Source organism: Thalassococcus sp., from assembly GCF_982780845.1.
The window spans coordinates 127,023-152,466 of record NZ_CEYADA010000004.1 but is presented as its reverse complement, the minus strand read 5'-3'; the positions used below and the strand labels follow the sequence as shown (position 1 = coordinate 152,466).

Annotated in this window: 27 protein-coding genes and 1 tRNA gene; 11 read left to right on the top strand and 17 right to left on the bottom strand. The window is 56.7% G+C overall.

The features are described 5' to 3' along the window. Positions 1–45 precede the first annotated feature (45 nt). The 7 genes from AC4FIA_RS06270 to AC4FIA_RS06240 all read left to right on the top strand — a co-directional run bounded on the left by AC4FIA_RS06270 (position 46) and on the right by AC4FIA_RS06240 (position 7,265). Entirely contained in the window at positions 46–876 is an 831-nt protein-coding gene (locus AC4FIA_RS06270; protein ID WP_490365125.1) for an FAD binding domain-containing protein, read from the top strand. Continuing rightward, positions 873–1,367: a (2Fe-2S)-binding protein gene (locus tag AC4FIA_RS06265; RefSeq protein WP_103909751.1), complete on the top strand. Its 495-nt coding sequence runs from the start codon at positions 873–875 to the stop codon at positions 1,365–1,367. The genes AC4FIA_RS06270 and AC4FIA_RS06265 overlap by 4 nt, the downstream gene beginning before the upstream one ends. Further along, complete coding sequence (locus AC4FIA_RS06260) at positions 1,364–3,778, top strand: aerobic carbon-monoxide dehydrogenase large subunit (protein ID WP_490365124.1); 2,415 nt, start codon at positions 1,364–1,366, stop codon at positions 3,776–3,778. Before AC4FIA_RS06265 ends, AC4FIA_RS06260 begins: the two co-directional genes overlap by 4 nt. 66 nt (positions 3,779–3,844) lie before the next feature. After that, positions 3,845–4,702, top strand: a complete 858-nt coding sequence (locus AC4FIA_RS06255; RefSeq protein ID WP_490365123.1) for an AAA family ATPase — start codon at positions 3,845–3,847, stop codon at positions 4,700–4,702. Then, a complete protein-coding gene (locus tag AC4FIA_RS06250) occupies positions 4,702–5,883 on the top strand; it encodes a vWA domain-containing protein (protein ID WP_490365122.1) in 1,182 nt (393 codons plus the stop codon). Before AC4FIA_RS06255 ends, AC4FIA_RS06250 begins: the two co-directional genes overlap by 1 nt. Before the next feature lie 6 nt (positions 5,884–5,889). After that, the gene (locus AC4FIA_RS06245; RefSeq protein ID WP_490365121.1) at positions 5,890–6,702 is read left to right on the top strand and encodes an XdhC family protein; all 813 of its coding nucleotides are present in this window, start codon (positions 5,890–5,892) and stop codon (positions 6,700–6,702) included. Between the two features lie 110 nt (positions 6,703–6,812). Next, positions 6,813–7,265, top strand: coding sequence for an SRPBCC family protein (locus AC4FIA_RS06240; protein ID WP_103909746.1), 453 nt, complete (start codon positions 6,813–6,815; stop codon positions 7,263–7,265). A gap of 49 nt (positions 7,266–7,314) precedes the next feature. On the opposite strand, the gene glpK is transcribed toward AC4FIA_RS06240, so the two are convergent. Then, positions 7,315–8,799 carry a glycerol kinase GlpK gene (gene glpK, locus AC4FIA_RS06235; protein WP_490365120.1) on the bottom strand — a complete coding sequence of 495 codons (1,485 nt, stop codon included), beginning with the start codon at positions 8,797–8,799 and terminating at the stop codon, positions 7,315–7,317. 269 nt (positions 8,800–9,068) lie between these two features. Here glpK and AC4FIA_RS06230 point away from each other — a divergent pair, with 269 nt between their 5' ends. Then, positions 9,069–9,833 carry a DeoR/GlpR family DNA-binding transcription regulator gene (locus AC4FIA_RS06230; protein WP_490365119.1) on the top strand — a complete coding sequence of 255 codons (765 nt, stop codon included), beginning with the start codon at positions 9,069–9,071 and terminating at the stop codon, positions 9,831–9,833. Positions 9,834–9,844: 11 nt separating this feature from the next. Here the strand turns inward: AC4FIA_RS06230 and AC4FIA_RS06225 are convergent. The 13 genes from AC4FIA_RS06225 to iscR form a co-directional block, all read right to left on the bottom strand. Then, positions 9,845–9,921, bottom strand: a tRNA-Arg gene (locus AC4FIA_RS06225). A gap of 59 nt (positions 9,922–9,980) precedes the next feature. After that, positions 9,981–11,201, bottom strand: a complete 1,221-nt coding sequence (locus AC4FIA_RS06220) for a cysteine desulfurase (RefSeq protein WP_490365118.1) — start codon at positions 11,199–11,201, stop codon at positions 9,981–9,983. Continuing rightward, positions 11,194–11,784, bottom strand: coding sequence for a Yip1 family protein (locus AC4FIA_RS06215; RefSeq protein ID WP_103909743.1), 591 nt, complete (start codon positions 11,782–11,784; stop codon positions 11,194–11,196). The genes AC4FIA_RS06220 and AC4FIA_RS06215 overlap by 8 nt, the downstream gene beginning before the upstream one ends. Next, positions 11,781–12,269, bottom strand: a complete 489-nt coding sequence (locus AC4FIA_RS06210; protein WP_103909742.1) for a YIP1 family protein — start codon at positions 12,267–12,269, stop codon at positions 11,781–11,783. Before AC4FIA_RS06210 ends, AC4FIA_RS06215 begins: the two co-directional genes overlap by 4 nt. Positions 12,270–12,271: 2 nt before the next feature. Continuing rightward, positions 12,272–13,552, bottom strand: a complete 1,281-nt coding sequence (gene sufD, locus AC4FIA_RS06205) for a Fe-S cluster assembly protein SufD (RefSeq protein ID WP_490365117.1) — start codon at positions 13,550–13,552, stop codon at positions 12,272–12,274. After that, complete coding sequence (gene sufC, locus AC4FIA_RS06200) at positions 13,552–14,307, bottom strand: Fe-S cluster assembly ATPase SufC (protein ID WP_490365116.1); 756 nt, start codon at positions 14,305–14,307, stop codon at positions 13,552–13,554. The genes sufD and sufC overlap by 1 nt, the downstream gene beginning before the upstream one ends. A gap of 34 nt (positions 14,308–14,341) precedes the next feature. Next, positions 14,342–14,953, bottom strand: a complete 612-nt coding sequence (locus tag AC4FIA_RS06195) for a hypothetical protein (RefSeq protein ID WP_490365115.1) — start codon at positions 14,951–14,953, stop codon at positions 14,342–14,344. Beyond that, positions 14,950–15,837 carry an FkbM family methyltransferase gene (locus AC4FIA_RS06190; protein ID WP_490365114.1) on the bottom strand — a complete coding sequence of 296 codons (888 nt, stop codon included), beginning with the start codon at positions 15,835–15,837 and terminating at the stop codon, positions 14,950–14,952. The genes AC4FIA_RS06195 and AC4FIA_RS06190 overlap by 4 nt, the downstream gene beginning before the upstream one ends. A 9-nt stretch (positions 15,838–15,846) precedes the next feature. Further along, positions 15,847–16,161 carry a heavy metal-binding domain-containing protein gene (locus AC4FIA_RS06185; RefSeq protein WP_490365224.1) on the bottom strand — a complete coding sequence of 105 codons (315 nt, stop codon included), beginning with the start codon at positions 16,159–16,161 and terminating at the stop codon, positions 15,847–15,849. A gap of 21 nt (positions 16,162–16,182) precedes the next feature. Then, positions 16,183–16,374, bottom strand: a complete 192-nt coding sequence (locus AC4FIA_RS06180) for a hypothetical protein (RefSeq protein ID WP_103909737.1) — start codon at positions 16,372–16,374, stop codon at positions 16,183–16,185. A 39-nt stretch (positions 16,375–16,413) separates the two neighbouring features. Next, positions 16,414–17,937, bottom strand: coding sequence for a Fe-S cluster assembly protein SufB (gene sufB / locus AC4FIA_RS06175; protein WP_490365113.1), 1,524 nt, complete (start codon positions 17,935–17,937; stop codon positions 16,414–16,416). A gap of 35 nt (positions 17,938–17,972) precedes the next feature. Continuing rightward, positions 17,973–19,022 (bottom strand): cysteine desulfurase family protein, encoded by a 1,050-nt coding sequence (locus tag AC4FIA_RS06170; protein ID WP_490365112.1) that lies wholly within the window; start codon positions 19,020–19,022, stop codon positions 17,973–17,975. Beyond that, a complete protein-coding gene (gene iscR / locus AC4FIA_RS06165; protein WP_103909734.1) occupies positions 19,012–19,473 on the bottom strand; it encodes a Fe-S cluster assembly transcriptional regulator IscR in 462 nt (153 codons plus the stop codon). The genes AC4FIA_RS06170 and iscR overlap by 11 nt, the downstream gene beginning before the upstream one ends. A 169-nt stretch (positions 19,474–19,642) precedes the next feature. On the opposite strand from iscR, the gene AC4FIA_RS06160 reads away from it, so the two are divergent. From AC4FIA_RS06160 to AC4FIA_RS06150, 3 genes are read left to right on the top strand one after another with little or no spacing between them, the layout of a single operon-like run. Next, on the top strand, positions 19,643–20,296 hold the full coding sequence (locus AC4FIA_RS06160) for an alpha/beta hydrolase (RefSeq protein WP_103909733.1): 654 nt from the start codon (positions 19,643–19,645) through the stop codon (positions 20,294–20,296). Between the two features lie 9 nt (positions 20,297–20,305). Then, positions 20,306–20,542, top strand: a complete 237-nt coding sequence (locus tag AC4FIA_RS06155; RefSeq protein WP_103909732.1) for a hypothetical protein — start codon at positions 20,306–20,308, stop codon at positions 20,540–20,542. Then, on the top strand, positions 20,539–21,708 hold the full coding sequence (locus AC4FIA_RS06150; protein ID WP_490365111.1) for an HD domain-containing protein: 1,170 nt from the start codon (positions 20,539–20,541) through the stop codon (positions 21,706–21,708). Before AC4FIA_RS06155 ends, AC4FIA_RS06150 begins: the two co-directional genes overlap by 4 nt. A gap of 190 nt (positions 21,709–21,898) precedes the next feature. Here the strand turns inward: AC4FIA_RS06150 and lpdA are convergent, their stop codons facing one another. From lpdA to AC4FIA_RS06135, 3 genes are all read right to left on the bottom strand, one after another. Beyond that, complete coding sequence (gene lpdA / locus AC4FIA_RS06145; RefSeq protein WP_490365110.1) at positions 21,899–23,290, bottom strand: dihydrolipoyl dehydrogenase; 1,392 nt, start codon at positions 23,288–23,290, stop codon at positions 21,899–21,901. A gap of 68 nt (positions 23,291–23,358) precedes the next feature. After that, a complete protein-coding gene (locus AC4FIA_RS06140; RefSeq protein ID WP_287475069.1) occupies positions 23,359–23,934 on the bottom strand; it encodes a DUF924 family protein in 576 nt (191 codons plus the stop codon). 109 nt (positions 23,935–24,043) lie between these two features. After that, positions 24,044–25,318: an MFS transporter gene (locus AC4FIA_RS06135; protein ID WP_490365109.1), complete on the bottom strand. Its 1,275-nt coding sequence runs from the start codon at positions 25,316–25,318 to the stop codon at positions 24,044–24,046. Positions 25,319–25,444 lie beyond the last annotated feature (126 nt).

The following is a 25,444-nucleotide window of genomic DNA, read 5'->3' as shown; positions in this document are numbered from 1 at the left end:
GCACTCTTTCCCTACCAGCGAGACTACCGCTGAAGGGAGGACAACATGATACCAGCCGGGTTCGAATACCATCGGCCCGCCGACATCGCGTCGGCACTGTCGCTACTGCAAACGCATGGTGACGAAGCCCGTGTGATTGCAGGCGGGCATAGCCTTATTCCAATGATGAAACTGCGGATGGCTGATCTTAGCCATCTGATCGATCTTCAGGATATTGAAGGTCTGAAGGGCATCACCATTTCTGCTGACACCGTTACAATCGGAGCGATGACCACGCAGAACGAACTGATCACCAATGACGAACTGTCGCGCCGCATTCCGATCCTGCGCGAAGCGGCTTTGCTGATTGCTGATCCGCAGGTGCGCTATGTTGGCACCGTTGGCGGCAATGTCGCAAACGGTGACCCGGGCAACGACATGCCCGGCCTGATGCAGTGCCTTGGCGCGGTCTACACTCTGGAAGGTCCCGATGGCAGCCGCGCGGTTGCAGCCCGCGACTTCTATGAAGCAGCCTACTTCACAGCCCGCGAAGACGAAGAGATCCTGACACAGATCACGATCCCTGTGCCGTCGATGTCCGGCTTTGCCTATGAAAAGCAGAAGCGCAAGATTGGTGACTACGCCACAGCCGCGGCTGCGGTCATGGTTGGCGGCGGCAATGCATCCGTTGCGATGACAAACCTGTCCGACACGCCGATCTATTCGGCCGAGGCCAGCGATGCGCTTGCCAAGGGCGATGTGGATGGCTGCGTTGCAGCCGCTCTGGACGCGATTGATCCCCAAGAGGACATGCGCGGCCCCATCGCCTTTAAGAAACACGTGGCCGAAGTGATCCTTCGCCGGGCCATCGCCAAAGCACAGGAGCGTGCGGCATGAGCAAGATGCATGTAAAACTGAACGTGAACGGTCAGGAAGTCGAAGGGCTGGCAGAACCGCGCACCCTTTTGATCCACTTCCTGCGTGAAAACCTGAACATCACCGGCCCTCACATCGGCTGCGAGACGTCCCACTGCGGCGCCTGCACTGTTGATCTGAACGGCAAGTCGGTCAAATCCTGCACCGTGTTTGTTGCTCAGGCCAATGGCTCTGATGTGACAACGGTTGAAGGCCTGACCAACGACGACGGCAGCCTTGGTGTCATTCAGGAAATGTTCCGCGAACATCACGGGCTTCAGTGCGGTTTCTGCACACCCGGCATGATCACCCGCGCCCATCGCCTGCTGCAGGAAAACCCGAACCCGACCGAAGAAGAGGTCCGTTTCGGCATGGCAGGCAACCTGTGCCGCTGCACAGGCTATCAGAACATCGTCAAAGCGATCCTTGCGTCCGCTGACATGATGAACGCCCAGAAGGAGGCCGCGGAATGAAGGACGAACTGACACAAGACCAGCGCGCCGCCAACCTTAAGGGCATGGGCTCGTCGCGCAAACGCGTCGAGGACGTGCGCTTTACCCAAGGCAAGGGCCGCTACGTCGATGACATTAAACTCGACGGCATGCTGTTCGGCGACTTTGTACGTTCGCCCTATGCGCACGCCCGTGTGACGTCGATCAACACCGAAGCGGCCATGGCCATTCCCGGCGTTGTTGCGGTTCTAACCGCCAAGGACCTTGAGCCCCTTGGCCTTCACTGGATGCCGACCCTTGCGGGCGACAAACAAATGGTTCTGGCGGACGGCAAAGTACTGTTCCAAGGACAGGAAGTCGCCTACGTCATCGCCAATGACCGCTATGCAGCGGCTGACGGCGTTGAGGCGGTTGAAGTCGAATACGAAGAACTGCCCGTCATCGTTGACCCGTTTGAGGCGCTGAAATCCGACGTGGTTCTGCGTGAAGACCTTGAAGGTCAGACCGAAGGCGCGCACGGCCCCCGTAAGCACCACAACCACATCTTCACGTGGGAACAGGGCGACAAGGAAGGCACCGAAAAGGTTTTGGAAGAGGCCGACGTCGTTGCCGAGGAAATGGTCTACTACCATCGTACGCACCCCTGCCCGCTGGAAACATGCGGCTGTGTGGCATCTATGGATAAGGTCACCGGCAAGCTGACACTTTACGGTACATTCCAGGCCCCCCACGCGATCCGGACAGTTGTGTCCCTGATCTCTGGTATCGCGGAACACAACATCCGCGTGGTCAGCCCCGACATCGGTGGCGGCTTTGGCAACAAAGTTGGCGCATATGCCGGCTACGTCTGTTCCGTGGTCGCTTCGATTGTCACTGGCAAGCCGGTGAAGTGGGTCGAAGACCGCATGGAAAACCTGATGACCACCGCGTTTGCGCGCGACTATTGGATGCAGGGCAAGATTGCGGCGACCAAAGAAGGCAAGATCACCGGTCTGTGGTGCCACACCACGGCGGACCACGGTGGCTTTGATGCCTGTGCAGACCCGACCAAGTTCCCCGCAGGTTTCATGAACATCTGCACAGGGTCCTATGACATCCCGACGGCCTATCTGGCGGTTGACGGTGTCTATACCAACAAGGCACCGGGCGGCGTTTCCTATCGCTGTTCGTTCCGTGTGACCGAGGCGGCCTACTTCATCGAACGCATGATCGAGGTTCTGGCCATCAAGCTGAACATGGATGCCGCTGAACTGCGCCGGATCAACTTTATCAAATCCGACCAGTTCCCCTACCAGTCTGCACTGGGTTGGGAATACGACTCGGGCGATTACCATCGCGCATGGGACCAAGCACTGAACGCAGTTGGCTACAAAGAACTGCGCGAAGAACAGGCCCAGCGGATCGAGGATTTCAAAGCTGGCAAAACACGCAAGCTGATCGGGATCGGTCTGACGCATTTCACCGAAATCGTCGGCGCGGGTCCGGTCAAGAACTGCGACATCCTTGGATTGGGCATGTTCGACAGCTGCGAAATCCGTATCCACCCAACAGGATCGGCCATCGCACGTCTGGGCACGATCAGTCAGGGTCAGGGCCACGCCACGACCTTTGCACAGATCATTGCATCAGAGATCGGTCTGCCTGCGGATGACATCACGCTCGAGGAAGGCGACACAGACACCGCACCATACGGTCTGGGCACCTATGGGTCCCGTTCTACACCGGTTGCGGGTGCCGCCACAGCGATGGCTGCGCGTAAAATCCGTGCGAAAGCACAGATGATTGCGGCCTACCTGCTTGAGGTCCATGACGACGACGTCGAATGGGACGTGGATCGTTTCTCGGTCAAAGGTGCGCCTGAACGCTTCAAGACGATGAAAGAAATCGCCTTTGCCGCGTATAACCAGGCCATTCCGGGGCTCGAGCCCGGTCTAGAGGCGGTCAGCTACTATGATCCGCCGAACATGACCTACCCCTTCGGCGCGTACATCTGCGTGATGGAAATCGACGTTGATACAGGCGAGCATGAAATCCGCAGCTTCTACGCTCTGGATGACTGCGGCACACGCATCAACCCGATGATCATCGACGGTCAGGTGCATGGTGGCTGTACAGAAGGCTATGCCATCGCGATGGGTCAGGAAATTGCCTATGACGAAATGGGCAACTGCAAGTCCGCCACTCTGATGGACTTCTTTCTGCCGACCGCATGGGAAACGCCGACCTACACCACGGACTTTACCGTTACACCAAGCCCGCATCACCCGATCGGTGCAAAAGGTGTCGGCGAAAGCCCGAACGTAGGCTCTGTGCCCTGCTTCTCGAACGCGGTGCACGATGCGTTCCGTCCGTTCGGTCTGGTCCAAAGCCACATGCCGCACGATCACTGGCGAATCTGGAAGATCGCCAAGGATCTGGGTCTGCATAGCTGATCCAAACCCTAGGTACGGGGCGGTTCCCAAGGCCGCCCCTCACCCACCAACAGAATAGACAAGCCTATGACACCCTATCAGGAACTACAGTCCCGATTGGCCGAAACCGGCTATCTGGCAAATGACAGCACAGCCATGGCGCTGCATCTGGCGCAGGTTCTGGGGCGTCCTTTGCTGCTGGAAGGCCCCGCTGGCGTCGGCAAGACCGAGATCGCCAAGGCTCTGGCACAGGTACTGGACACAAACCTGATCCGACTTCAGTGTTATGAAGGTCTGGATGCATCGCACGCGATTTACGAATGGAACTACCAGCGCCAACTGCTGGCGATCCGCGCTGATGGCACCAGTGAAGAACAACTGTTTTCCGAAAAATACCTGCTGAAACGCCCGCTGTTGCAGGCGATTTCACAAGAGACACCCGCCGTTCTGCTGCTGGACGAAATCGACCGCGCGGATGAAGAATTCGAAGCCTATCTTCTGGAAATCCTGTCGGACTTCCAGATCACGATCCCTGAGCTGGGAACGATTCAGGCCAAGTCGCGCCCGCATGTCATCCTGACTGCCAATGGCACGCGTGATCTATCAGACGCGCTGCGCCGTCGGTGTTTGTATGTCTACGTCGACTATCCATCGCAGAAAGAAGAGTTGGCGATCCTGTCGGCCCGCATGCCCGAGATCGGCGCGACACTAGCCAATCAGATCGTTCACGTCGTACAGGAAATGCGCCGCGACGAGTTGGAAAAAAAACCCGGCGTGGCCGAGATGCTCGATTGGGCCGCAGCGCTGTCCGGTCTGGGCATCAATGACATGATCCAGAACCCCGAAGCCGTTCAGGCCACATTGGTTTGCCTGCTGAAAACGGCCACCGACCGCGATGCTGTGCCTGTCGAAGTGCTGAACCGCCTGTTGGGCAAGGTGGCATAATGCAGGTTACACGGTTTCCAGAACGCGCAAGCGGACCGACCGAGCGGATGGCGGGCTTTATCGCCCACCTGCGCATGAACGGCGTACCGCTTGGCCCGGCGGAAACCGGTGCCGCATTGCAGGCTTTGACGCATGTCGAGGCAACAGATGTAGATGAAACCCGACTGGCTTTGAAAACCCTTCTGTCACCTGATGCTGACGTCTGGGGGCAGTTCGACGATCTTTTCAACGCCTATTGGTTCAACAAGGGCGCGCAGAAGGCCGGTCATGCATCGGCCCATGTGCGCACCCAATCGGCCCGCCCCATGATGTGGAAAGACCATCTGGGTGATGGCCCTTCCGAGGATGGCAACGGGCCAGCTGACACAACGCCGGGGCATTCCGATGAAGATGCCGAAGGGGTCGATGGCCGCCTGATCGCCACGCAAAGCCGCAACCTGACGCGTCGTGATCTGCGAGAACTGTTTGACGAGGCCGATTTGCAGGCCGCTGAAAAAGCCGCCGAACGTTTGGCCCACGCCCTAAGGGATCGCCGGTCGCGTCGCCGCAAACAGGCCAAGCGTGGCGAACAACTGGATATGCGCCGCATTCAACGCGCCTCGGTGGCGCGCGGCGGAGAACCGCTGGACCTGTTCAAACGCAAACGCCCGGACCGCCCGATGAACATCGTCGCACTGACTGATGTATCGGGCTCTATGACCGTTTATTCGCGCGTCTTTCTGGCCTTTGTGCGCGGCCTGATTTCACGCGACACCACTGCCGAGGCATTCCTGTTCCACACCCGCCTGATGCGCGTCACCGATGCGCTACGCGAACGTGACACGTTGAATGCTGCCTCGCGCCTCAGCCTGATGGCCGAAGGGTTCGGCGGCGGAACAGACATCGGCGGATCATTGGCCAGTTTTGTCGATCAGTATTCCGCCCGCCTGAACAAACGCACCGTCGTTCTGATCCTGTCCGACGGCTATTGCACCGGCACGCCTGAAAAGCTGGGTCAGTCGCTGAAACGCGTCCGCCAAAAGGCTGGCCGCATCGTTTGGCTGAACCCGCTTCTTGGTTGGAAAGATTACGAACCGGTCGCCCGCGCCATACAAGAGGCCCTGCCCCATGTGGATGCGCATCTACCGGTCAACACCATCGACGCGCTCGCCGCGCTTGAACCCGAATTCGCCAGATTGTGAGGACACATGGGAAAGTTCGACATCTTTGACACCATCGACACTTTGCGCAAAAGCGGGCGACCATTTTGCGTGGCGACCGTGGTGCGCACCGCCGATGTGACCTCGGCCAAGGCAGGCGCCAAAGCCGCTGTCACCGTCGACGGTGAAATCATCGGCCACCTAGGCGGTGGTTGCGTGCAAGGCGCGGTGCGCAAAGCAGGTGCGCAGGCCATCGAGACAGGTGAAACCCAAGTGATCCGCGTGAAGCCCAGCGAAAAGGTCGTGGCGCTTCAGGATGATGACGGTGCGCAGGTGTTCAAAAGCGGGTGTCCGTCAGGTGGCACCGTCGATCTGTTGATCGAGCCCTATACCCTGCCCCCGATGCTGGTGATCCTGGGCAATTCGCCCATCAGCCGTGCCATTGCAGCCCATGGAAACATGGCGGGCTACCGCGTTGCGGTAACAGACATGATGGAGACCGACCACGCGACCCTGCGGTTCAGCGAAACCGATTTGTCCGAACTGTCCATCACGCCCCGTGACTTTGTCGTTGTCGCCAGCCAAGGGGCCAAGGACCTTGCCGCACTTCGTGCGGCGCTTGGATCGGATGCAGATCGCGTGTCAATGGTTGCCTCCCGCCGTAAGGCTGCCGCTTTGTGTGAAAAGCTGTCCGCAGAGGGCATGGATGCATCGCGCATTGCACGGCTGAAGTCCCCCGCCGGATTGGACATCAAAGGTGTCGATCCTCAGGAAATCGCTGTGTCTGTCATTGCCGAAGTGATCCTGTGGCGGAACACGGACCGTATTCGTCAGGAGGGATCCGATGAGCAGACTGCATAAACTTATTGCGTGGTTCAAACCCGACCCGAACGACACCGTATCGAACAGTGAAAAGGCCGATATCCTTCTGAAATCCTTCCCTAAATGTTGCTAATCAAGAGTACGAACACATGGAACTAAAAGACGAAGTCCGCATTCAGGCCCCGAAGCAGGTTGTTTATGATGCGCTGAATGATCCCGAAATTCTGAAACAGTGCATTCCCGGTTGTGAAGAGCTGACACAGCATTCGCCCACAGAACTTGAAGCACTGGTTGTTCTAAAAATCGGGCCGGTCAAAGCAAAGTTCGGCGGTAACGTCACGCTGGATACCGCTGGCGCACCCGACCACTTCAGCCTGACAGGCGAAGGCAAAGGTGGTGCCGCCGGTTTTGCAAAGGGCGGCGCGGATGTCACGCTGACCGAAGACGGCGATGAAACCATTCTGGCCTATGACGCGAAGGCCGAAGTTGGCGGTAAGATCGCCCAGCTTGGCAGCCGTCTTATCCAGGGTACGGCGAAAAAGCTGTCGGCTAAATTCTTTGACAACTTCGCTCAGGTCGTGGCCGAGAAGCAGTCTGCTTAACGAGTGTGGGGTGGCGCTTCCTTAGGGCTGCGGCACCCCGTTTTTTTGGTTAGAATGCCTGCGCCGCAGCTACGGCACGCTTCCACGCCGCGTATTTGGCGTCGCGCACCTCGGCCGTCATATCAGCGGTAAAGGTCTTTTCGACCGACCACGTTTCGGCAAAGCCCTCCATATCGGGATAAAGCCCTGCGCGTTGGCCCGCCAACCATGCAGCGCCCATAGCCGTTGTTTCCAGCACATGCGGGCGATCCACAGGGGCATCGATGATGTCCGACAAGAACTGCATCGTCCAATCAGACGCGCTCATCCCGCCGTCCACCCGCAGCGCGGTTTCACCGGAAGACGACCAATCCGCATGCATCGCCTCTAGCAAATCACGCGTCTGGTAGCCCACGGATTCCAGCGCAGCTTTGGCAAACTCGGCCGGGCCAGAATTGCGCGTCAGACCAAAGGCCGCCCCCCGACATTCGGCGTTCCAGTACGGCGCGCCCAACCCTGTGAAGGCAGGCACCAAAACAACGTCGTGCCCTGTATCTGCCGTTTCCGCCAAAGCCTGCGTATCCTTGGCGTTTTCGATGATCTGAAGTCCATCGCGCAGCCACTGGACCACGGCCCCTGCGATAAAGATCGACCCTTCAAGCGCGTAGGTCGTTTTGCCATCAAGACGGTAGGCAATCGTTGTCAGCAATCGGTTGTTCGACGTGACAGGTTCGTCACCTGTGTTAAGAAGCGCGAAACATCCCGTGCCGTAGGTGGATTTCATCATTCCCGGTTTGAAACAGGCCTGCCCGATTGTGGCCGCCTGTTGATCGCCCGCGATGCCAAGAATTGGGATTTCCGCGCCGAAAAGGTCGGCTTTCACCATTCCGAAATCGCTGGCACAGTCTTTTACCTCGGGCAGCATGGACATCGGAATGTCCAGCATGTCGCACATGGTTTGCGACCAGCGGTTTTTGCGGATGTCATACAGCAATGTCCGCGCAGCGTTCGTGGCGTCCGTCACATGGTTCTGACCGCCCGTCAGGTTCCAGACCAGCCAGCTGTCCACAGTGCCAAACAGCAGATCCCCCGCCTCGGCACGTGCCCTAGCACCATCAACGTTGTTCAACACCCAAGCCACTTTGGTGCCTGAGAAATACGGGTCCAGCAAAAGACCGGTCCGTTGGGTCGCGACCTTTTCATGTCCCTGCTCTTTCAGACCATGGCAGAACTCGGATGTGCGGCGATCTTGCCAGACAATCGCGTTGTAAACAGGTTCGCCTGTGGTCTTGTCCCAAACTACGGTGGTTTCACGCTGGTTGGTGATGCCGATGCCCGCAATGTCACCCGCCGCGATCCCTGCATCCTTCATCGCCGCACGGCATGTGGACAGAACAGTCATCCACAAATCGTGACAGTCATGTTCAACCCATCCGCTTGCCGGAAAATGTTGATCGAATTCCTCTTGCGCGGTGGCGACAACCTTCATGCCCTCGTCAAAAACAATGGCGCGGCTGGATGTCGTTCCCTGATCGATCGCAAGAATATAGCGCATGACTGTCCTCTCCCCTGTCAGGCCCTGTTGGCTGGCAGCAGAGTATCGCGCCATTCCCTTAGAGCAAGCTTGGAAACCGAAACCGGTCTCCGGATTTACGCGTAGGTATTCCGAATTTCAGCCGATAAGGAAAGATAAAAATGTTCGTTTACTTTCGTTTCTGCTGATTTTGGCCAAAACCATAGAGGTTTTTTAAGGGTGCGACCCCGGCAAAGGTTGTGACAGAACTTTTCAAATGTCAGATTGCAGGGACAACAACAGGCCCGCTTATGTCCCAAACATTCCGACATCCCGAAATTCTGGAAATCGCCCGCCGTGAAGGACGCGTCACAGTCGAGGGCCTGGCAGACCATTTCGGCGTGACACTGCAAACCATTCGACGGGATCTGACGGAGCTGTCCGATATGGGACGGCTGGAACGTGTCCATGGCGGCGCTATCCTGCCTTCTGGCACCGTAAACATTGCCTACGAAGAACGCCGCTCGCTGAATAGCGAAGCGAAACACGCGATGGCGCGCGCTTGTGCCGAACAAATCCCTGAAGATGCCTCGATCTTCCTGAACATCGGCACCAGTACCGAAGCTGTCGCGCAAAATCTGCTGCATCATCGCAACCTGCTGGTCGTCACAAACAACATCAATGTGGCCAACATCCTTATGGCGAATCCCGAGTGCGAGATTGTGCTAACCGGCGGCAAACTACGCCGCGCCGATGGTGGTTTGATCGGAAGCCTTGCGACACAGACGATCCGTCAGTTCAAATTCGATCTGGCCATCGTCGGCTGTTCTGCATTGGATGCAGACGGTGATATGCTGGATTTCGACCTGCAAGAGGTCGAAGTCAGCCAGACCATCCTAAGCCAGTCGCGCAAAACGTTTCTGGTCGCCGATCATTCCAAATTCCAGCGCTCGGCCCCCGTGAAAATCGCGTCTCTTTCGGAAATCGACACGTTTTTCACCGATGCGCCTCTGCCCACTGGACTGAGCGACAAGTGCGCCGAATGGGGCACGGACGTGCACTATTCTCAGGCGTAATCGGAGGTAAGTGGCGCACCCAAGAGGATTCGAACCTCTGGCCTCTGCCTTCGGAGGGCAGCGCTCTATCCAGCTGAGCTATGGGTGCCTAAGCCCGTGACTTAGGCCAACACGCCAAGCGGCGCAACGGCTTTTTGCACGGGCAGATTAACTGAACAACTCATGCGCCAGTTCAAGCGCGTCGATCAGAACATCGACTTCGGCCTTGGTGTTGTACATGGCAAACGACGCGCGGCATGTACCTGTCAGGCCCAGGTGATCCATCAAGGGACCGGTGCAATGCTGCCCTGCCCGCACGGCCACGCCCTTCTTGTCCAGAATGGTCGAGATATCATGCGCATGCGCGGCACCATCGATCGTGAACGAGAAGATCGCCGCCTTGTTCGGCGCGGTGCCCTGCACGTTCAGCCAGTTCAAACCATCCAATCTAGTGCGGGCATAAGCGCACAGCTCTTTTTCATGCGCCGCGATGTTTTCCATCCCGATGCCCATCATGTAATCCAGCGCAACGCCAAGGCCGATGGTCTGCACAATGCCGGGTGTGCCCGCTTCGAACTTCATCGGCGGATCGTTCCACGTCACTTCGTCCTTGTGGACCTCGCGGATCATATCCCCGCCCCCAAGGAACGGACCCATTTCGGCCATCCGCTCTTTCTTGATGAAAATCGCGCCAGAGCCTGACGGACCATAAAGTTTGTGACCCGTGATCGCGTAGAAATCACAGCCGATGTCCGGTACGTCGACAGGCATGTGTACCGCTGCCTGCGATCCGTCTACCAACACAGGAACGCCTTTTTCGCGTGCGCCCTCGCAGATGGATTTTACATCAACAACAGTCCCCAACACATTGGAAAGCTGAGTGATTGCGATCAACTTCGTGTTCGGACCAATCGCGTCCAACACCGCCTGCGGATCAAGCGCGCCAGTCGAATCTACATCCACCCACTTCAGAACCACACCCTGACGTTCGCGCAGGAAATGCCATGGCACAATATTCGCGTGATGCTCCATCACAGACAGGATGATCTCGTCGCCCGCCTGCAGGTTTTCCATTGCCCAGCCGTAGGCAATCAGGTTGATGCCCTCGGTCGTGCCGGATGTGAAAACGATCTCGTCTTCATCGGGTACATTCAGGAAACGGGCGATTTTGCCGCGCACGCCTTCATAGTTTTCTGTCGCAAGGTTCGACAGATAGTGCAGCCCGCGATGCACGTTTGAATATTCTTCAGCATAGGCTTTGGTGATCGCATCAATCACCACCTGAGGCTTTTGAGCCGACGCGCCATTATCCAGATAAACCAGAGGCTTACCATTCACCTCACGGGACAGAATTGGAAAATCTGCCCGGATTTTTTCAACGTCAAACATGACTCATCGTCCCCGTCGTCGAGATGCCCAGCATAGATATCACTACAGCCAGACCTAGTGCTACCGCCGTCATGCCCAACAAAAGCGCGAAGGCCGCTTTGGCAAGTGACGGAAAATTATGTGCCTCTGCAAGGAAATTCAGCACGATCCAAATGCCCGCAACCGACGCTGCAAGAGACAGCAAAGATGCGATCATGGGCATAATCAGTGCGGAAAACAGAACCACCGTTTGTGCGATTAACCGCAGAAATTGCAGCCAGATCAGCAAAGTCGCTACATTGCGAAAACTTGCCGTCCCCCCCAGAACGCGTCCGGCCCACGTCAGGGCCACTGCAACCCCGACAAGAATAGCGCCAAGGCCACCCACATAGATAAAGGGATTGGCCGCCAAGGGTGCGACCACCGGATTAAGCGGCAGCAGCGTATTGAAGAACGCTGTCAGCAAACCGTTCAGAACCAGAACAAGCGCAAAAGCCGTCAGCAAAACCCCATCGTCCAGTCGCAGATCGAACAACCACCGTGCAACGGCACGCGGTTCGGTCACGCTTTGAACCATCCGGTTTTTGATCGTGTCGGCGATCATGCAGGCCCGTCCGTTTCAGCAACCTTCAAAGACACCAACCAGATGACCATAAACGCGACGAACCAGACAAAGCCGACAAGCGTCAAAGCAGCGCCCGGCCCAACGAAGCCCGCGGTCAGGCCATTCAACAGCATCAACGGTGATGCCGCCAGAAACGCCCAGAACAGCGCAAGGCGTGCGCCAAACCAATCGCCCTTGCCCTTGAACAGCCGCGCCACCAGATGGCTCAGCGCCGCGATCAGGTAGAACATTAACGGCGCAATGAACAGCCATGCGAACAAAGCGCCACCCAGCATGGGATTAAGCTCTTCCCCTGTCAGATGTGCTTCGCGGGAAAGCCGTGGCAGTTGCGAGATAAACGCCAGAACGCAGCCTGCCATTAGCATCGCCAAAGCGCGGTCTTCGCGGGTGCCAGCAGATAACAGCCTGCGCATCACCTGCGCAGGCCGTCTGTAGGATGCCACGATATCAGTGGTGACCGGCATTATCAGCCAATCCTGCGATCAAGCCAGCCTTCGATGCGGTTCACAATGGCTTCGCCAAGTGCCTCGTCATCGATTTCGTCAACCGCTTCGGCCAGGAACGCCAAAGTCAGCAGGTTGGTCGCGATATCCGCAGGCACACCGCGCGAACGCAGATAGAACAGCGCCTCTTCGTCGATCGCACCAGATGTCGAGCCGTGCGAACAGGCCACGTCATCAGCGTAGATCTCAAGCTCGGGCTTGGCGAGGAACTGGCTGTCGCCATCCAGAAGCAGCGATTGGCTGATCTGGTAACCATCCGTCTTTTGCGCGTCCGGTTTTACAAGGATTTTACCTTGGAAAACGCCGGTCGCACCGTTGCGCAGAACCTTTTTGAATACCTGACGGCTTTCGCAGTTCACCGCATCATGCGTGATGAACACCGTGTCATCGTGATGGAATTCGCCATCACCAACACAAGCGCCAGCAACATGGGCCGTCGCGTCGTCGCCGGTCAGTTCCAGAACCACTTCGTTACGTGTCAGAACACCGTTCACGGTCAGCGTGAAGGATTTGAACACAGACTCAGTGCCCAGACGTCCGAACACATGCGTTGCCGCACGACGTTCGTGGTCACGGCCCTGCGCGCGCACGTGATGGAATTCGGCACCATCAGCGACGTCGACTTCCATACAGGTGTTGAAGCGTGCCGCTGCGGGACCGCTTTCCAACAGAGTAACGCTTGCGCCCTGCTCTACCTTCACCAGATGGTGCAGCATCGCGTCGGAATTTTCCGAGCGGTGGTGGTAGATCAGATAGATCGGCTTTTCGACCTTGCCGGTGACGTGGATCAGCACGCCATCATTCGCAAAGGCCGTGTTCAAGGCCGCCAAGGGGCGCTGAACCGGAGTCTGACCGTTGTTTTCAAGAACGCCGTAAAGATCACGCGCCCAGTGCAGATCGGCTGTGCTTTCTGCCAGACGTTCAATCGTCAGGTTCTCATCGCTCAGATCATCGGATTCAGCCGCGTCGAAAACGCCGTCAGTAAACACGATTTTCAGCGCGTCGATCTCTGCGAAGATCGGGCCATCGCCACCATCAAACAGCGACGCGGTCGGCGCATCAGCCTGAACCAGAGAACGCGGGTCGGTGTATTTCCAGTATTCGTCGCGCGTACCAGGAAGCCCCATGGCACGAACGCGCTCCAGCGCATCGCGGCGGGCGCCATCGGCCCAACCGCCCTGCGGCAGCTCAAGCGCCGCAATGCGGGCTTCAGTCGCGTCAATTTTCAGTTGGGGAAGTGCCATTACACGACCTCCGCCAGAATGTCTGCGTAACCGTTGTTTTCAACTTCCAGCGCCAGATCCGGGCCACCGGTTTTGACGATGCGACCATCATACATGATATGGACAACGTCCGGTTTGATGTGGTCCAGAAGACGCTGGTAGTGCGTGATGACCAAGAAACCGCGATCTTCGGAACGCAGCGCGTTGACGCCTTCGGACACCAGTTTCATCGCATCGACGTCCAGACCGGAGTCTGTTTCGTCAAGGATGCACATCTTGGGTTCCAGCATCGCCATCTGCAGGATTTCGTTACGCTTCTTCTCACCACCCGAGAAACCGACGTTGACCGGACGCTTCAACATATCGGCGTCGATTTTCAGTTCCTTCGCTTTGGCGCGGATCAGCTTGAGGAAGTCGGCTGCCGACATTTCTTCTTCGCCGCGGGCTTTGCGCTGCGCATTTACCGCTGTGCGCAGGAAGGTCATGTTGCCAACACCGGGGATTTCAACGGGGTACTGGAACGCAAGGAAGATGCCCGCCGCGGCGCGCTCTTCGGCTTCCAGCTCAAGCATGTCTTCGCCTTCCAGCGTGACCTCACCATCGGTCACCTCATAGCCGTCACGGCCAGACAGAACATAGGACAGCGTCGATTTACCGGAGCCGTTCGGGCCCATGATCGCGTGCACCTTGCCAGCTTCGACTGTCAGGTTCACACCTTTCAGGATTTGCTTGTCTTCTTCTTCAAGCTTGACGTGCAGGTTTTTGATTTCCAGCATTATTTGTCCTTCCTCATCTTTTTTCCCGCCGCAATCAGAGTGGGCGAGACATAACTTGAACAACCCGCATGAGTGATTTCTTATCAATTACTTGCGGGGTGACATTAAACTTAGCCATACGGCCGGTTATCTGCGGGGCGCCGAGGAAATCCTCGACCACGTGATAGGCTTTCCTGTCGATATAATCGTCGAACAGCAGTTCGACAGGCTTCTCGGTCATAAAGGCCGTTGCCAGCGCACAGCCCGCGCGGAAACGACCATCGACAAGGACGACATCCGGCTGCTTGAAGTGATTTTCATACCATATTTCAAGCGGATAGCGGGGATAGCGTTTCCATTCGGAATTGTCGGCAGGATGCCCCCAATCCTTGGTCGGGCCGATATCGGCCCAAATGACATCCACTTCGGTCCCTGACGCAGGCGGATTCTGGCGGAAAAAGTCCCGCATCATCGCCGCCCATTGCTGATCGGATTCAACGGAAAACACCGTCTTTCCAGTCATTTCCGAGGCCAGAACAGTCGACCCGCCTGACCCGTATTCCAAAATGACGTCCGCGCGACCATAGGCATCGCGCACCAACGCCGCTTCGGCGTCGGGCATCGTCAACTCGGGACGTGCAATGGTATGATCGGCGGCAAAACTCATTCGGCGGGCTGCGTTTCTTTCAGGTGATCAATGTACGTCGCGATATGACGACGACGGATCACATCGCGCTTCATCAGGATCGCAAGGCAACGCACGGTCAGATCGTGACTGAAGAAACAGCCATCCGCCAACAGCGCGAGATGCTTAAGGTCTTCGGTTTCCCACTGATCAGGATCACGCAAGTCTTTGATAAAAATCGCATCGCCGTCGACCAGCTGGCTGCTGACCTCTTGTCGCGGAAGCGGAATTTCAAAACCGGACCCCAGCGGAACCTGCTTTGCGAACGCGAACTTGTGCAGCATGAACCCCTGCTTGCGCAGTTCAGCCATCTGTTCGTCCAGCAGCGGCTGATCCTTGTAAAGCGGCATAAAGCCCACTTCGGTCATAACGGCCACAGCGTTCTTCAGCTTTTTCTTACCGTTTTTGAAAACGGTCAGTTCGCCACCCTGAATGTCGATCTTGAGCAGATCCATATGCTCGATCTCATCCAGATCATCCAAGCGATGCGTGGACATCGGGAAGGTTTCCAGAACGCGGCGCGCGCGGCCCCAACGGTTCAGATAGGCGAAAGAGGCCGGATCGGGTTCTAACAACGAAGTCAGACCGGGCGAATGGCACACGTTCAGAACCGAATCCTTACCATCGCCAATCGCGTACGGCAGATGGCGTTCGTGTTCAGATTCCTGTTCCTTCAGCTTCTCGTAAGCCGACGGCTGCGGTTCAAACCCTGTGACACGCGCGATGCCAGTGTTGACCATTTGCAGATAGTCCGGCGTGTTCATCGGATTTGATCCGACGTCTACGATCTCGGTCTTCCGCTCTGTATCCAGAATTTTGCTTAGATACGCGAGACGCCTGCGCGTCTTTCTTGGTTGTCTTGCCATGGCCCCACCTTACTCCAGAACAACTGCTGTTCCGGATACAGATACCATGAGCATGGTGTCTCCGACCACTTCATAGTCCAGATCAACACCGACAACCGCTGTCGCACCCAATTGCAGAGCGCGCGATTTCAGTTCGTTGATCGCCGTATCGCGCGCATCCTGAAGCTTGGCCTCATAGGCGCCAGACCGACCACCGACGATATCTGTGATGCTGGCAAAGAAATCGCGCACGATGTTCGCGCCCATGATGGCCTCGCCCACAACCAGACCTTTGTAAGCCAGAATTTTATGCCCTTCGACATTGGGTGTTGTGGTGATGATCATCATAGAAATTCCCTGCGCTGCTTAAAGAACCAAAGTAATCAAAGCGGCCACGAACCAGCCCAGCATTCCGGCCAGTACAGCCGTCTTCCAGACCGAGCCCTGAAACAGGCCGCTTGTTTTGCCGGCACGGGCGCGCAGACCGAAACCGATCAGCGACCCGATAAACAGACCCACGCCGATACCGGCGCTTTGATTGATGGCCTCTGCCAGCATAATTCCAACCCTGCCTTTGGTTCCCTGGGTGGTGGGCGATTAGCCCACCGACCCTTCAAGCGAGATCGCGACAAGCTGCTGGGCTTCCATCGCGAATTCCATCGGCAGCGCCTGAAGAACCTCTTTGGCGAAACCATTCACGATCAAGGCCACGGCCTCTTCTTCGTCCATGCCGCGCTGGCGGCAGTAGAACATCTGATCGTCATCCACCTTGGATGTGGTTGCTTCGTGTTCGACACGGGACGAGTTGTTTTTGACCTCGATGTACGGAACAGTGTGCGCGCCACACTTATCGCCGATCAGCAAGCTGTCACACTGGGTGTAGTTGCGGCTTTCCTTGGCTTTCGAGTGCATCGTAACCAGACCACGATAGGTGTTCTGCGCCACACCAGCCGAAATACCCTTGGACACGATGCGCGACTTGGTGCGCTTGCCCAAATGGATCATCTTTGTGCCTGTGTCAGCCTGTTGATGGTTGTTGGTGATCGCGATCGAGTAAAACTCGCCTTGGCTATCATCCCCACGCAGGATGCAGGACGGGTATTTCCACGTCACGGCAGAGCCGGTTTCGACCTGCGTCCACATGACCTTGGCACGGTCGCCACGGCAATCGGCACGCTTGGTCACGAAGTTGTAGATGCCACCTTTGCCGTCTTCATCACCGGGGAACCAGTTCTGAACGGTCGAGTATTTCACTTCGGCATCTTCTTCGACGACGATTTCAACGACCGCGGCGTGCAGCTGCGCTGTGTCACGCTGGGGCGCTGTGCAGCCTTCCAGATAGGACACGTAGCTGCCTTTGTCGGCGATGATCAGCGTGCGTTCGAACTGGCCTGTGTTTTCCGCGTTGATACGGAAATACGTGGACAGTTCCATCGGGCAGCGAACGCCCGGCGGGATATAAACGAACGAGCCGTCCGAGAAGACAGCGCTGTTCAGCGTTGCATAGAAGTTGTCGCTGACCGGAACGACCGAACCAAGGTACTTTTTGACCAGTTCGGGATGCTCGCGGATCGCCTCGGAAATCGAGCAGAAGATCACGCCCGCTTTTTTCAGTTCTGCTTGGAACGTCGTCCCAACAGAAACGGAGTCAAAAACCGCGTCGACGGCGACCTTACGGCCTTCTGCAGGCGCATCTTCTGCGCCCTCAACACCGGCAAGGATCATCTGTTCTTTCAGCGGGATGCCCAGCTTTTCGTAGGTCGCCAGCAACTTGGGATCGACCTCGTCCAGCGACTTGGGCTTTTCTTCCATGCTTTTGGGGCGCGCGTAGTAGTACTGATCCTGAAAATCGATTTCGGGATAGTTGACCATCGCCCAATCAGGCTCTTCCAGGCTCGTCCAGCGTTCAAACGCCTGCAGACGCCATTCGGTCATCCACTCGGGCTCTTCGTTCTTTTCCGAGATCAGGCGCACGATGTCAGGCGAAAGGCCCTTGGGTGCATATTCCATCTCGATCTCGGTTTCCCAACCGTACTTGTACTTGCCACCAAGGTTGCGCACCTTGTCGACGGTTTCCTGATCGACGCCTTCTTTGACTTCAACGGTGTCCATAGCGGTCATTTCAGAGCCTTCCATCTTTTTATCAGCAACCCACCTTAGGCGGCGCGTGCTTTGTGTTTTTCGTACTGACGCGCCCATGCATCGGCAAAGCGCGTGATTTCATCTTCTGTCGTTTGCGGCCCAAGGCTGACCCGAATGGCGCTTGAGGCGGTCGCAACGTCGTAACCCATTGCCGTCAACACACGGCTTGCTTTCACTTTCCCAGAGGAACACGCACTACCCGCACTGATCGCAAAGCCAGCCAGATCCATCTGCATGACTTGCGTTTCCCCCTTCCAGCCCGGAATCGCGAAACATGACGTGTTCGGAAGCCGCGCGCTGGATTTCCCGATAAAAATAGTTTCTTTCGCGCGGTCTGCAATCAGATTTTCTAGAACGTTTCTAAGTTTCTCGACTTCGCCCCAAATTCCGGCATCCAGATCGCGTTGTGCTGCCTCTGCGGCAGCGCCAAAACCGGCAATCCCTATCAGGTTTTCGGTGCCGGAACGACGCCCCATTTCCTGACCGCCACCTTTGATTTGCGACGCGATATCGGTGCCGCGCTTCATCACCAAAGCGCCAATTCCCTTTGGCCCACCCAGTTTGTGCGCAGAGATCAGCGCCATGGTGGCCCCACACCAATTGAAGGCGAACGGGATCTTGCCAAAGGCCTGTGTGGCATCGACCATCGCCAAACCTTGGGGAAGATCCTGCAATACACCGGTTTCCGAATTGGCCACCTGAAGCGCGGTTTGACCGGGCGCATCAACCGTGACGATTCCCTGCTCGGACACGCTTAAAACAGGATCGATCCACGCAGCGACCGCGTCATGTTCGACATCCGCGCCTTTTAGCCCGCGCCCCGCGCAAGCCAAAGCCGCAGCCTCGGTCGCACCGGAAACGAAAACAACATCCGCCCCATCCGCGCCAAAAGCGGTCGCAATCTGGCGACGCGCGGTTTCGATGACACGCTTGGCCTCGCGCCCTTCGGAATGGACCGAAGACGGATTTCCGACCACATCCATAGCCGCGATCATCGCCTCGCGCGCCTCGGGGCGCAGCGGTGCGGTCGCGTTCCAGTCAAGGTAAGCGCGATTACTCTTCATCGACGATATCGAACAAGGACGGCACCGCAGGACAGGGCACCATCGCGTTGCCCACAACATCCGACAGACGCGTCTGATGCAGGAACACATAGACATGTGCCGACAGACCCTGCCACAGGCGGTTCGACAACGACTGCGCCTTACTGCCAGACAGACCACCAGACGCACCGGCACCAGTGTGCATCGCATCAACGGTTTCATCGACCGCAGCCAAGATATCTACCACGCGGATTTCTGTTGTCGGGCGCGCCAGTTTGTACCCGCCACCCGGACCGCGCACAGATTGCACCAAATCAGCGCGGCGCAGTTTGACGAACAGCTGCTCAAGATACGGCAAAGACACGCTCTGTCGCTTGGAAATGTCCGACAGCGTCACCAGATCACCTTCGGGCTGCATGGCGATATCGACCAGCGCCACCATGGCGTATCGGCCTTTTGTGCTCAGCTTCATGGCAACACCCCCTTAGCCTTGATGCACTGGCTGATTGACCTTGAACGTTCAACCGCCTATCTGCGTTACGTGATTTCCGGCTTGGCCGGATTTAGAAACGTTCTAAAGTGCTTGAGGAATTTCGTCAACAATTCCCGTGCATATCGTCCTTGAAGGAGCGAACCGCCCTATGCCCGAGGTCATTTTTCCAGGACCCGAAGGCCGCCTAGAAGGCCGTTACCACCCGCAAAAAGATCGCGATGCGCCGATTGCAATCGTTCTTCATCCGCACCCGCAGTTCGGCGGCACGATGAACAACAAGGTTGTCTACAACCTGCATTATGCCTTTTATAACATGGGCTTCACGGTTCTTCGCTTTAACTTCCGCGGTGTCGGTCGCAGCCAGGGCGAATACGATCAGGGTGTTGGCGAGCTGTCTGATGCGGCAGCGGCGCTGGACTACCTTCAGTCGATGAACAACAGCTCCAAGCATTGCTGGGTCGCAGGCTTTTCGTTCGGTGCATGGATCGGCATGCAGTTGCTGATGCGCCGTCCCGAGATCACAGGATTCGTTTCCGTATCGCCGCCCGCGAACATGTACGACTTCTCGTTCCTGGCACCCTGCCCGTCTTCGGGCCTGATCATCAACGGAAGCGGCGACCGCGTCGCACCGCCGGCAGATACTGTCGCCTTGGTGAACAAACTGAAGGAACAGAAAGGCATCACGATCACCCACGAAGAAATTCAGGGATCGGGCCATTTCTTTGAAGAGCCGCACATGGACACGATGATCGATACGGTCACCGGCTATGTGAAGCGCCGCCTGACGGAAACCACACGATAAGGGCATCCCATGGCGTCTTTCATCGACGATCTTGCAGACAGTCTGGCCAAGGACACCATCAAAGCGATGGATAAACTCGGCGACGACCGTCTTTATGTAGAAGTCGGGAAAGTCATCGCAGCGGCCTCGACCACTTTGGAAGAGGCCTACCTGACCAACGTTCGCGTGCGGCTTGCCGAACGTCGCGGACGCGAGTTCTTGCTCGATTACGTCAAGAAGGCCGCCAGAGGCGAACTCCCAGAATGAGTTTATCCCGCCTTGACCAGCAAATGGCGTTTTTGGTTGAGGCGGATAAGCTGAAATCCATTGATAGATCGAACGTCCTGATGGACCTCAGTCGCCCCGAAAATGTGGGCGAACACAGTTGGCATTTGTGCCTTTACGCCATGACCCACGCGAATGACGCGCCGGAAGGCACTGATATTCTTCGCGTTATCACAATGCTGTTGTTGCATGATCTGGTCGAAATCGATGCAGGCGATATGCCTGTTTGGCAAAGTCATGATGCAGATCAGCACGCCCGGACCGAACACGCCGCTGCGCAACGCATCTTCGGACTACTACCAGACGACCAAGGCCAGCATTTCTATGATCTGTGGATCGAATTCGAGAACCGCCAGACACCCGACGCCATTTTTGCAAAGCAACTTGATCACTTACAGCCCATAATTCAAGTTTCCGACGCGCCGGTGATGGAGCCGACACACATCCCCATTGCGCATCACACCTTGACCGAAGGCCGCGCCAAGAGATTGGCACATGAATGGCCAGAGGCATTTGACTACGCGCTGAACAGAATTCTAAGAAATGAGCTGAAACCCTCTGATTTTGCTCAAAGAAAGCTGTTCCTGTCCGAAGCAGATCGCTTGAAAAACGTGACCCGTGCGACCACGCTTTGCGATGCTTCGAGGTATGAGAATTCCGCCGAACACAGCTGGCATCTGGCGCTGTACGCCTTGGTTCTGGCCGAACACGCAGAAGAGACTGTTGATCTTCTTCGGCTGATCGAAATGCTGATCCTGCACGACCTGGTGGAAATCGATGCCGGCGACGTGCCGGTTTTCGGCGATGGAAACGCCGATCAACAGGCCCAAGACGAAATCCGGGCTGCCGAGCGTATCTTCGGGCTGCTGCCAGAGCCTATCGGCCAACGTTTCTTTGACATTTGGAATGAATTCGAAGCCATTGAAACGCCCGAAGCGCGGTTTGCCAAATCTCTGGATCGATTACAGCCCCCCATGCAGAACCTGATGTCTGACGGCGTGTCATGGCGGGATTTCAACGTAACGCTGGATATCTTCCACGCTCGAGTCGCCCCGAAAATCGCGTCTGGCGCACCTACTCTTTGGAGGTGGTTATCCCCAAAGGTTGAGGAATGGTTTGTCGTTAACGTCGCGTCATCCGAAAAATAGCAATTCTAAACAGATACTTAGCAACACGCCGTTTGCGCAAGCTGACTATCCTTATGTGATATTTATTCAGGACGCCCTTCGCTTCATGCTTGTTAGCATAAGTAAGGTACTCAGTATTGTTCTAACAAGCTCTGGTGTCACGCAGCCCCCCCTTGATGGCACCAGAGCTGAACAATCCCTGCAAACATCCCTAAAAGTGAAGCGCGCGTCCCCAAGCATCCAGAACGCTTTCGTGCATCATTTCAGACAAGGTCGGATGCGGGAACACCGTCTCCATCAGATCCTGTTCGGTCGTCTCAAGCTTCTGTCCGATCACATAGCCTTGGATCAGCTCAGTCACTTCGGCCCCGACCATATGCGCGCCCAGTAATGCACCCGTTTTGGCGTCAAACACCGTTTTGATGAATCCGTCACCGGCCCCCAAGGCAATGGCCTTCCCGTTTCCAACATAGGGGAAGCGCCCCACACGGGTGTCATAGCCTTCCTCTTTGGCCTGCGCCTCGGTCAGCCCCACGCTAGCCACTTGCGGATGGCAGTAGGTGCAGCCCGCAATCGACTTGGGATCAACAGGATGCGGCGACTTTCCGGCAATGAGTTCGGCAACCATAACACCTTCATGGCTGGCCTTATGCGCCAACCAAGGTGCGCCAGCGAGATCACCGATGGCAAAAACGCCTTCAACACCCGTCCGACAATACGGGTCGGTCACAACATGGGTGCGATCAACTTTTATACCAGCCTCTTCCAGCCCCAAACCTTCAACGTTCCCGACAATTCCCACAGCTGAGATCATGGTATCGAACTCTTCTGTTGTGGATGCGCCATCCTGCGTCAGCGTCGCAACGATGCCGTCTTTGGAACGATCAACCTTCTCGACCAAGGTCTTTTCCAGAATACGCATGCCTTGGGACTGGAACGCTTTTTTGGCAAAGGCCGAAACCTCGGCATCTTCAACGGGCAGAATGCGATCCTGCACCTCGACAACAGTCACGTCGGCACCAAGCGTGTTGTAGAAACTGGCGAATTCCACACCAATCGCGCCTGATCCCAGAACCAAAAGCTTTTGGGGCATATGGGGCGGTGTAAGGGCGTGTTTGTAGGACCAGACACGATCTCCATCGGCCTCAAGCCCCGGAAGGTCCCGCGCCCGTGCCCCGGTGGCCAGAACGATATTTGCCGCCTCCAGCACTTGTTCGCCGTCCGCGCCCTTCACGGCCACTTTGCCCGAGCCCGCCAGACGCGCTTCGCCCATGATCGTCGTGACCTTGTTCTTTTTCAAAAGGTGCCCGACGCCCGAATTCAGCTGTTTCGCGATTTTGCGGCTGCGTTTGACGATGGCGTCCATGTCATAGTCAACACTGGACGCGCTCAGACCAAAGTCTTTGGCCGTCTTCATCAAATGGAACACTTCGGAAGACCGCAGCATGGCTTTGGTCGGGATACAGCCCCAGTTCAGACAGATCCCACCAAGGTGTTCACGTTCGATAACCGCAACCTTCAAACCAAGCTGCGCGCCGCGGATGGCGCATACATAGCCACCCGGCCCCGCGCCGATCACGATCATGTCGAACTTTTCTGCCATTGCTGCCTCCTGACCCTTTCGGATCAGGCTAATACTTTGGTCGCGAGGCGCAATGCCAAACCTGTGCGTTAGGCGCTCTGAAGCGCCCGCAAGGTGCTGCCGTAGCCGCCTTCATCGACGTAGGCCTGTTCGCTTTCCGTCATCTGGCGGTCCAGCGCTTCGTTCCGGTACGGGAACCGACCGAACAGGCGAATGACCTCGCGATGCGCTTTGGCATGGATCAGGTTGCTTTCGCCAGTCTCGGGCATCCGTTCCTTCATCAGACGAATGCAGCGTTCCTGATCGCACAGGTTTTCCGAATGCATCAGCGGAAGATAAAAGAATTGCCGCGCCGGTTCGTCGATCTTCAGATCCCAGCCGCGATGGATGGCCTGCTTGGCCACCGCCAGCGCCATCTTGTCGGAAGAAAAGGCCTTGGCACTGTCACGGAACATGTTGCGCGGGAACTGATCCGTCAAAATGATGTAGGCTAAAGCGCCCGATGGATATGTCAGCCAAAGACCCCAGCTGCCCTCCATCGCTTCGTTCCAGGTTGCCTCGAACTTTTCGACGATTTTCCGATCCAGATCATCATCTTGGATGTACCACTGTTTCTGGTCGACATCGTCCAACCAGAACTTCAAAACTTCATCAGGCCCCACCAACACAAGCTTTCCTCCACACATGTGCCACCGCTCAATGAAAATGGTGCATCACACTGGGATGAAATCACAATCAAAAATCATGTCGTGATTTTTCAGTGTCGTGAAAATGTTACGTTCCGGTGTTCTGCGCCTCTTCCTCGGCCGCAATTTCAGCAGCCTCGGTTGCATATTCCTGTGCAAATTCCATCGCAACGACCGTACCTGTGGGCGACATGGGTGCGAACACGCCCGTGTCGTCCGAAGAGATGGCCGGACGGCGGGTCATGCGCCAAATCGCGTAGGCTGCCAGCATTAACAGAGGAATGGCAAACAGCAGGAAAAACGCCTGCGGTCCGAAACGTTCCATCGCGACACCCGTGACAACCGGACCCGCCACAGCACCGAGGCCGTTGATAAACAACAAACCGCCGGACGCGCTGGCCATATCTTCGGGCTCAAGAAAGTCATTCGTGTGCGCAATCAGCAAGGCATAAAGCGGGTTGCCCATGCCCCCCATAAAGAAGGCTGCAAGCACGATCAGATAGAATTCAGTGCTGAAGAACGTCGCGATAAAGGCCGCCATGGCACCGATACCGGAAACGGCCCCGATCAGGATACGGCGATCCGACCGGTCCGACAGCCAGCCAATCGGGAACTGGAACACCAGTGCGCCGACGTAAAACGCGGCCACAAAGATCGAGATTTGCTGAACGTTCAAGCCAGCCTGCGCGCCGAACACAGCGCTCATGCCGAACTGGGCCGCGAACACACTTCCCGACAGCAACATGCCCACACAGCCCAATGGCGATTTGCGAAACAGATCGATCAACTTCATCGGCTTGGTCGCATCGAACGCGGGCGTCGGTGACACGGCCAGCAGGATCGGCGCGAAAGACACCGAAACCAGAACGGACGGAATAACGAACAGCAAGAAGCCAGAAGGATCGGGAATGTTCAAAAGCCCCTGCGCCGCGATAATGCCCACCATCTGGACGATCATATACAGCGACAGCGACTGACCACGGGTTTCATTGGTGGCGGCATTGTTCAGCCAGCTTTCCGCCGTCACATACACACCGCAAAAACAGAACCCGATCCACACGCGCCCCAGAATCCAAGCCAGCGGGTGAGGCACGGCAGGATAAAGGATGATCACAGCAGAAATAAACGACGCCAGCGCGGCGAACACACGGACATGGCCCACGCGGCGGATCATGATCGGCGTCACACGGGACGAAATCATAAACCCGACGAAATAGGCAGACATGATGAACGACATCTCGACCGCGGAAAATCCGGCGGTTTCACCGCGAACACCCAACAGCGAACTCTGAAGGCCGTTGCCCAGCATAAGAAGCATAACGCCCAGCAGAAGTGGCCATGAGTTGCGCAAAACCGTGATCATGTTTGCTCGCTTTTTTAGTCTTGAAGTTAGAAGGGGCAGCCTTGGGTAAAAACGCGGTTCTTCAGGCCGAGTTCCGCACCTGCCTGAAAAACAAACACGTAACTGGCTAAAAAACGACCCCTTTTC

Bases quoted from the DNA above. Each gene is read 5' to 3' on its own strand.
- AC4FIA_RS06170 (WP_490365112.1), bottom strand. From the start codon at position 19,022: ATGAAGAGTAATCGCGCTTACCTTGACTGGAACGCGACCGCACCGCTG.
- AC4FIA_RS06135 (WP_490365109.1), bottom strand. From the start codon at position 25,318: ATGATCACGGTTTTGCGCAACTCATGGCCACTTCTGCTGGGCGTTATG.
- AC4FIA_RS06250 (WP_490365122.1), top strand. From the start codon at position 4,702: ATGCAGGTTACACGGTTTCCAGAACGCGCAAGCGGACCGACCGAGCGG.
- AC4FIA_RS06245 (WP_490365121.1), top strand. From the start codon at position 5,890: ATGGGAAAGTTCGACATCTTTGACACCATCGACACTTTGCGCAAAAGC.
- AC4FIA_RS06195 (WP_490365115.1), bottom strand. From the start codon at position 14,953: ATGAGTTTTGCCGCCGATCATACCATTGCACGTCCCGAGTTGACGATG.
- AC4FIA_RS06220 (WP_490365118.1), bottom strand. From the start codon at position 11,201: ATGTTTGACGTTGAAAAAATCCGGGCAGATTTTCCAATTCTGTCCCGT.
- AC4FIA_RS06230 (WP_490365119.1), top strand. From the start codon at position 9,069: ATGTCCCAAACATTCCGACATCCCGAAATTCTGGAAATCGCCCGCCGT.
- AC4FIA_RS06240 (WP_103909746.1), top strand. From the start codon at position 6,813: ATGGAACTAAAAGACGAAGTCCGCATTCAGGCCCCGAAGCAGGTTGTT.
- AC4FIA_RS06255 (WP_490365123.1), top strand. From the start codon at position 3,845: ATGACACCCTATCAGGAACTACAGTCCCGATTGGCCGAAACCGGCTAT.
- AC4FIA_RS06215 (WP_103909743.1), bottom strand. From the start codon at position 11,784: ATGATCGCCGACACGATCAAAAACCGGATGGTTCAAAGCGTGACCGAA.
- AC4FIA_RS06155 (WP_103909732.1), top strand. From the start codon at position 20,306: ATGGCGTCTTTCATCGACGATCTTGCAGACAGTCTGGCCAAGGACACC.
- AC4FIA_RS06185 (WP_490365224.1), bottom strand. From the start codon at position 16,161: ATGATCATCACCACAACACCCAATGTCGAAGGGCATAAAATTCTGGCT.
- AC4FIA_RS06210 (WP_103909742.1), bottom strand. From the start codon at position 12,269: ATGCCGGTCACCACTGATATCGTGGCATCCTACAGACGGCCTGCGCAG.
- sufC (WP_490365116.1), bottom strand. From the start codon at position 14,307: ATGCTGGAAATCAAAAACCTGCACGTCAAGCTTGAAGAAGAAGACAAG.
- AC4FIA_RS06180 (WP_103909737.1), bottom strand. From the start codon at position 16,374: ATGCTGGCAGAGGCCATCAATCAAAGCGCCGGTATCGGCGTGGGTCTG.
- glpK (WP_490365120.1), bottom strand. From the start codon at position 8,799: ATGCGCTATATTCTTGCGATCGATCAGGGAACGACATCCAGCCGCGCC.
- AC4FIA_RS06265 (WP_103909751.1), top strand. From the start codon at position 873: ATGAGCAAGATGCATGTAAAACTGAACGTGAACGGTCAGGAAGTCGAA.
- lpdA (WP_490365110.1), bottom strand. From the start codon at position 23,290: ATGGCAGAAAAGTTCGACATGATCGTGATCGGCGCGGGGCCGGGTGGC.
- AC4FIA_RS06150 (WP_490365111.1), top strand. From the start codon at position 20,539: ATGAGTTTATCCCGCCTTGACCAGCAAATGGCGTTTTTGGTTGAGGCG.
- AC4FIA_RS06260 (WP_490365124.1), top strand. From the start codon at position 1,364: ATGAAGGACGAACTGACACAAGACCAGCGCGCCGCCAACCTTAAGGGC.
- AC4FIA_RS06270 (WP_490365125.1), top strand. From the start codon at position 46: ATGATACCAGCCGGGTTCGAATACCATCGGCCCGCCGACATCGCGTCG.
- sufB (WP_490365113.1), bottom strand. From the start codon at position 17,937: ATGACCGCTATGGACACCGTTGAAGTCAAAGAAGGCGTCGATCAGGAA.
- AC4FIA_RS06190 (WP_490365114.1), bottom strand. From the start codon at position 15,837: ATGGCAAGACAACCAAGAAAGACGCGCAGGCGTCTCGCGTATCTAAGC.
- AC4FIA_RS06160 (WP_103909733.1), top strand. From the start codon at position 19,643: ATGCCCGAGGTCATTTTTCCAGGACCCGAAGGCCGCCTAGAAGGCCGT.
- iscR (WP_103909734.1), bottom strand. From the start codon at position 19,473: ATGAAGCTGAGCACAAAAGGCCGATACGCCATGGTGGCGCTGGTCGAT.
- sufD (WP_490365117.1), bottom strand. From the start codon at position 13,552: ATGGCACTTCCCCAACTGAAAATTGACGCGACTGAAGCCCGCATTGCG.